General features: G+C 49.2%; 7 protein-coding genes. All 7 read right to left on the minus strand.

From position 1 onward, the window contains the following. Position 1: 1 nt before the first annotated feature. From VN105_RS16405 to VN105_RS16435, 7 genes are read right to left on the minus strand one after another with little or no spacing between them, the layout of a single operon-like run. Positions 2-502, minus strand: a complete 501-nt coding sequence (locus VN105_RS16405; RefSeq protein ID WP_325642610.1) for a phage tail protein — start codon at positions 500-502, stop codon at positions 2-4. Position 503: 1 nt separating this feature from the next. Then, positions 504-971 (minus strand): phage tail protein, encoded by a 468-nt coding sequence (locus tag VN105_RS16410; protein WP_209858001.1) that lies wholly within the window; start codon positions 969-971, stop codon positions 504-506. Between the two features lie 39 nt (positions 972-1,010). After that, a complete protein-coding gene (locus tag VN105_RS16415; protein WP_325642611.1) occupies positions 1,011-1,925 on the minus strand; it encodes a hypothetical protein in 915 nt (304 codons plus the stop codon). 49 nt (positions 1,926-1,974) lie between these two features. Then, the gene (locus VN105_RS16420) at positions 1,975-2,916 is read right to left on the minus strand and encodes a hypothetical protein (protein WP_325642612.1); all 942 of its coding nucleotides are present in this window, start codon (positions 2,914-2,916) and stop codon (positions 1,975-1,977) included. Positions 2,917-2,952: 36 nt separating this feature from the next. Further along, on the minus strand, positions 2,953-4,374 hold the full coding sequence (locus VN105_RS16425) for a phage tail sheath family protein (RefSeq protein ID WP_325642613.1): 1,422 nt from the start codon (positions 4,372-4,374) through the stop codon (positions 2,953-2,955). Between the two features lie 55 nt (positions 4,375-4,429). Further along, positions 4,430-5,758 (minus strand): hypothetical protein, encoded by a 1,329-nt coding sequence (locus VN105_RS16430; protein ID WP_325642614.1) that lies wholly within the window; start codon positions 5,756-5,758, stop codon positions 4,430-4,432. Positions 5,759-5,765: 7 nt separating this feature from the next. After that, positions 5,766-6,317: a DUF4255 domain-containing protein gene (locus VN105_RS16435; RefSeq protein WP_325642615.1), complete on the minus strand. Its 552-nt coding sequence runs from the start codon at positions 6,315-6,317 to the stop codon at positions 5,766-5,768. Positions 6,318-6,409: the final 92 nt, after the last annotated feature.

A 6,409-nucleotide genomic window follows, 5' to 3' on the forward strand; every position in this document is an offset into this window, starting at 1 on the left:
CTCAGCTGTTTTTAAATTCAAAACGGTTGTAGTTCAGTTCCAGTGTTTCTATGAGCACTTCGCTGCGTTCTGCGTGCAACTCTGCCAGTTTCCAGCTGCGGGGCCATACCCAGGCGAGGTTCCAGTACATGAGAATGTTATGGCTCTCATCCAGCAGCGCCACCTTCACCAGGTTGAGGGGTTTGATCTGCTGGTCTTCCAGCGCACGGCGGCACCAGGCCGACAGCGATGAATCGTCCGGGCGGAGCAATCCTCTTTTCAGTACCAGGGGCGAATAAGTACGCCGCACGGGGATGTTGTGCTCAAACCTGTTCTCTCCTCCTTCTTTCAGTTCTTCCGTGCTGATGGTGGCTTCCAGGCCGGTAACGCTCTGGAAGCGGATATCGAGGTCGGAGCCGGCGTCTTTGCCACCACCGTTTTTGGGTAGTCCAAAAAAAGTGACAGAAAAGTGAAAGCCTACGGCCTGCCAGAAATTATCGGGTTTTATTACCGCTTGTGCCATATCAATCAACGTTCATGATCTCCAGCCCTTCGTGCACCAGTTCCATTGTTTCAATGGCTACTTCATTGGCGTCTGCTTTCAGGTCGGTGGAAGTTATTTTGGAAGGCCATGCGTTCAGTACTTTCCAGGTGATCACCGGCTCATGGCTTTCATTGAGCAGTTTAATCGTTACATCGCGACGGTATTTACTACCGGCTTTGTTACCTTCCTGGAAATAATACGTTTCGCGCCAGGCTTTGTAGAAGTCGTAATCGCCTTCAAATGTGCCACGTTTCAGCGTGATGTTGGCGTATTTGGTAAGACCAGGTTGTTTACTTTTATTATATTTCTTGCTGTTACCTTCCCGGTATTCGATCACTTCCGTTTCAAAGTCGAGGCCGGAAACTTCTGTAAATCCCAGTCTTACATCTTTTCCCCATTCTACCAGGAAATGAAATTTTGGTAACGGGTATGTTCCTTTTGCGGGCATATCTTTAAGTTTAAGAAGATGATAAAAATCTGATGGCTGTTACTTACATGCTTTGGCGTCCTGGGCCTGTTTGATGGCTTTGGTAAGACTATCCGTGCATGCCTGCAGGCGGTTGGCTTCCTGGCTTACTTTGTCGTATTCCGGTTTGATGGCTGCCAGCCGGGTATCAGCGTTGCTGAGGTGTTTTTCGGTGAGTGTATAATACTGGTCATTTTTAAGCGGAAATACGGGGCATACCAGTTTATCGGTGCAGCATATTTCCATGCTGTCGTCTTCCCCTGATTTAATACCGCCATTGGCTGTATTGCCATTGCCGGAGGGATTGAAGATGCAGCCGATACCTGCGATAGCTGCCTTAATACCGTAGTCCTTTTCGCAGATGGATTCATCCAGGATGGTAGCGGCTTTCAGGGCAATCACGATGTTATTGAAGATATCGTTGCCGATGGCGATCACGTCCTGGAGTTTTTTGCCATAGTCGGCCCAGGCATCGGTGATACCACCTTTTTTCAGCACCTGGTCGTTGGAGCAGTCGATAGCCTTGGTGATATTGTTATAGCAGGCAGCCACTTCATCTACTTTTGTATATAGCTCTTTGGTCATACAGAAGAAGACTTCGATCGCTTTCACAGAGTAGCCGGTGCTTTTGCAGAGTTTCTCCAGGATGTCCAGCACTACTTTCACTTTGCTGGTGATGGCATCTGCTTTCTCCGCGCTTTTCTGTACATTATCAAAATAGCCCTTTACTTTATTGCGCCAGTCGAGTGCGCGGGCCAGCTCTTCTTTTTTCTTGGCTGCTTCGGCGGCTTTCTGCTGGTACAGGCTGCCTTTGGCTTTCAGTTCTTTCTTCCAGTCGTCCACACAACCGCACTCCGTTTCGGTGCCACCGGGTATGGTAGCACAGCAGGAGTCGTCGCTTTCTACAAAGGGTTCATATACTTTATTGCAATTCATGGTGAATATTTTTTGTGATCAGGAAATTTATTTACTGCCGGTAGGATGGTCAGTCATCGCAATGGCCGCCGTTACCGTTGCCATTGCAATAGTTGCCCTGTGCTTGTTCGCAAATGGATTTGATAGTAGGAAGATCGCCGCAGGGCAACGTACAAAGGAACTCGCGGATGTCTTCAATTCCCTGCGTTTGTGTTCTGGCCGACCACAGTGTTTCACGAATGGTGACTTTCTGAATTTTCGCATCGCCCAGTTCGCCGTAGGTTTTCTTCTGATCGTCCTCTCCTGTTTTAATATTCTGCAGTACATCATCGCGGAATGCTTTAATGGCGTCTGCGAGGTCTTTATGCAGGTTTATCACGTTATCGAGGCTGGTGAAGGATTGTATGCCGGAAACATCGCCTATGGCGCAGTGCAGTTTGTTGATGCTTACGGTTTCGCCATCGCCGCAACCGCCTTCGGAGGCGTACATTTCCTGGGAGCCGTCTACGATGTTATCGAAGCAGGTTTTGAAATCCTTACTGCCGGCTTTCAGTTTGCCCAGGGCTGCGCGTTGCGCTTTGTTGCAGTTATCTTCCGCTTTGTTATTGAGCTTATGGGCCGCTTCACTCAGCAGGGCGAATTTCTGTTTTGCATCCTGGATGTTTTTGGCTACAATGGCAAGCGCAGCTGCTATCGCTTTATTCACATCATTGGCTTTGCTGAGTTTATCTTTTATGAGATCCGCATCTTTCTGTGCAGGCAGGGTGGCGCACAGGTCGATGGAGCGGTAAAAGCGCCAGGTTTCTTCTGCTTTGATAAAGAAGCATTGTTTGTATTTGTACACCGGCTTATAGCCTTTGTACTCTCCTTCCCGCATACGCAATACATTCAGCGAATCAGTGAAGGCGCTGCAGATGCCGCGTTTATTGTTATCGATGTATTGCTGGGTTTTATTGGTAGAATCACCGCAGCCGTTGCTGGTGGATGATTGAGTGGGGTTCATTGTGTTCATACAGTATTCAGTTTATTTGGTCTGAATGTAAAAGGATTAAGATTCCTGCAGCATTTTGTGGCTGAAGCGCAGGATGATAAATTCAGCGGGGCGTACTACTGCCATGCCTATTTCCACGATCATGCGTCCTTCCCATACATCCAGCTCCGTCATGGTTTCACCAAGACCCACCTTTACAAAATAGGCTTCCCTGGTGGTAGTGCCCATGAGTGCGCCGGCTTTCCATTGCTGTGTGAGGTAGTTTTCTATCATTGATTTCACGCGTACCCAGGTGTTGCGATCGTTTGGTTCAAACACAAACTGCTGGGTGGCGTTCTTAACAGATTCCTCTACCATGTTGAAGAAGCGGCGAACGGAGATGTAGCGCCATTCGTTGTCGTTGCCTGCCAGTGTGCGGGCGCCCCAGATGATGGCCGGCCCCCTGCCCGGGAAGGAGCGGATCACGTTTACAGATTTACCGTCGCGTACATCCACGTTAAGATCGTCCTGTTCCAGTTTGGTGACGATCACTTCAGGGCTTACGGCATAGTCGATCCCGATGTTGGCGGGTGCTTTCCACACACCGCGGCTGTTGTCTGTTTCAGCGTATTTGCCTACCACCGCTGAAGAAGAAGGCAGCAGCATTCTTAGCTGGGTAATGGCATTCAATGCCTGGTAGTAAAATGCGTTATTGATACCCTTCAATGCAGCGAGCGTACCGTTCAACGATCCGTCGCCGCCGGTTTGCACTACCTGTACAGTGGCTTCGTCGTAGGTAAAGGGCAGCTGTGTGTTCACTCTCGGGAAGTAAACAGCGCCATACTTTTTGGTTTCTATCTCACCAAAACCTGCGTCCCTGAACAGCGTAACATTATGATCAATGATGCTTTCCGCGGGGCCTATGGCAGGATCCATCCAGATATCAAAAACGGTGAAGCGGTCTTTCAGCAGGCTGCACTGATCCAGCGCCGATTTATGCAGGGTATAGTAAGAGGCTGCATCGGTAAGATTAATGGCATCCGGGAAAAGGATCAGGGTTACTTCATCGATCTTTTCCACGGCGTTCAGTCCATCGGTGAGCGACGACAATGAAATGACGCCACCGGTGCTGTAATCGCCTACAGACACGATGTAGCATGGGCCGCCGCCGTTGTTAAAGAACATCTGTAGCTGGTAAGCCATCAGGTATTTGGATGCCTTCAGCGGATCTATCACCGCTTTGATCACCGCCTGCGGCTGGGAGCTGTCGATGTTTACCGTAATGCTTTCTTCTTCCAGCTGCGAGCCACCGAAGATGCGGTTATAATCGAGCATGGAAGTAATGCGTGTTGGCACCATTACGAGGTCGCCGGGTACTTTGTTCTGGGCAAATTCCGTATAGCCTATGAAAGCCGGGATAGCTGTTTCAACAGAGGCTATGGAGGGGGGAAATTTTACGATCTCCTCGATGTAGACGCCGGGAGTTTTATATTCAGCCATATGTTTGGGGTTTTAACTGTTTTTAATTGTTGTTTGAATAGATCATATACCGGGCTTAAGGACCTTGCGGAAATATTTTTGAGAGCAGTACTACCACATCAGCATACAGGCGCTGATCCGTATCGCTGGTGAGGGAAAGCCCCCGTGGATTTGGCAGCAGCTGTTCGTAGTTCGTGATATTGTTTTCCGTAACGGGGAACAGCCGGTTGTTAAAGGAAAACGGCCAGGGCTCTTTGGTGGTACGTGCGCCGTTGGGATCTGCTACCGTAAGCAGGTTGTTGGCATGGTTACTGAACACCAGCGTTTGCCCGTATTGGGGAGAATAGCGCCAGTAGGAGCTTCTGCTCCTGAAGCGCAGTTCGTAAATGGTATGCGGTGTTTTTGTATTGTCCGGCTGCAATTTTGTTTTGAGGGTACCGTCGGGGTCGAGCATGGCGAAGCTATCGCCGGCGGTATCTGCACGAAGTTCTATGACGCCAATATTGCCGGCTTTGTACATTTCGGTGCGACTTGTATATACCAGGTGCTGCGCAGCAAAATTATTATCGCCGGTTACCGTTAAATTATACCAGCCGTCTGCCAGCAGGGAATTATCCGGTAACGGGCCGGAGAAATCCAGTCGTACCTGTGATGCACCGGAAGTAGTGAATGTACGTTGTAAAGACGTACTGCCTGCAATGCTTTCCAGCGTAGCGGTTCCGTTGGTTACCTGTACAGCAGACGGGAAGGAATACTGAAAAACAAAAGGCAGCAACAGGCGGTCGCCTTCATGTACAAAACCGTTGCCTTTGATCTTTCTCCACTGCGAAGGGTCATTGGGCGGGGCGCCTGGTTTGTTAAGATATTCCGATACATCCGCGCCTACTTTGGAAAGCTCGCCCTGTTCGTATTGCCGGGTGTTATCGTTTGCGGGCACCGGTACAGACAACGATGGAAATACTTTTGTGTTAGTGGTGTTATCGTTTGAGAAGTAGTACTGTGCGGGCAGCGTGCGGCGCATCCTTGTGCTGGTAAAGGCCAGCGCGTTTGCATTGCGGGGTACAATAGCAAAGCGGAAAGCCGCGTCCGGAGGCATTGGCACAAAGGGTGTGTAAGCAGTTGTGCTTCCCTGCATCACTTTTTTCACTTCCACGGCGCCTTTGAAACCGGTAGCAGTGGGCAGCAGCCGGAGATGATAATTCTTCATCAGCACTGCGGTAGCCGGAAGGGGTTGAATGTCCCAGTCGCGCAGCAGCCGGTACTGGTCCTGCCGCAGTTTTTCCATCAGGAAATCGGCACGTTGCTGATCGGTTGTCTGCTCAAAAAAGGAGATCCCTTTGGTATTTTGCAGATAATATTCGTGCAGCAACTGCACCTCAAACAATATCTTGTAAATAACAGACATAAAAAATTTAAGCAGTAGGGTGTTGTGTGTCTTCTATTTCCTCTATCAGCGGTACTACTCTGAGTACAGCGTTTTCCGTGATAGCAACGAGTCGCACCTTATACATCACGAAAGGGACCTGTCGTCCGCCGAGTGATGCCCAGAGGTGGTTAATCTGTTCGAATGTAAGTGTGTACAGTTCCAGTGTTAAGTCGAGTGAGCCATCGGCATTTTTAAAAGTTTTCTGCGCCTGGAAGAAGCTGATCACTGCTGATAGGCGGTGCAATGCTTCTTCGTAGTAGTCGTGCGTAGCATCGCCAAAAAGCACAGCTGTAAATAGTACATAGAGGTTGAGAAATACCGGCGGATGCTGGTACCGGGCGCGGTTATCCGGCCATGTGGTGTACGCTTTGCTGTTTTTAAGCGTGCTCTCTTCTTCTACATTCACGAGGGAAATGATCACGTTGCCATTGAAATTATTGGCATGCGTTGTTTCCAGCAAACCAATGTTTTCAACGATCACACTATTGGCAGGAAAGCCTCTGAGCGCAAAGAATGCCTGCAAATGATCACGTATCAATGTAAGCGCATTACTTATCACGAATAACGAGGGATTTGGGGTTCAGTAAATTTGGGGTTCAATTACCTGTCTCTTCTGGTCTTTCAAAACGT

Origin of the sequence: Chitinophaga sp. (assembly GCF_035564935.1) — a bacterium.
In the GTDB taxonomy this organism is placed as follows: domain Bacteria; phylum Bacteroidota; class Bacteroidia; order Chitinophagales; family Chitinophagaceae; genus Chitinophaga.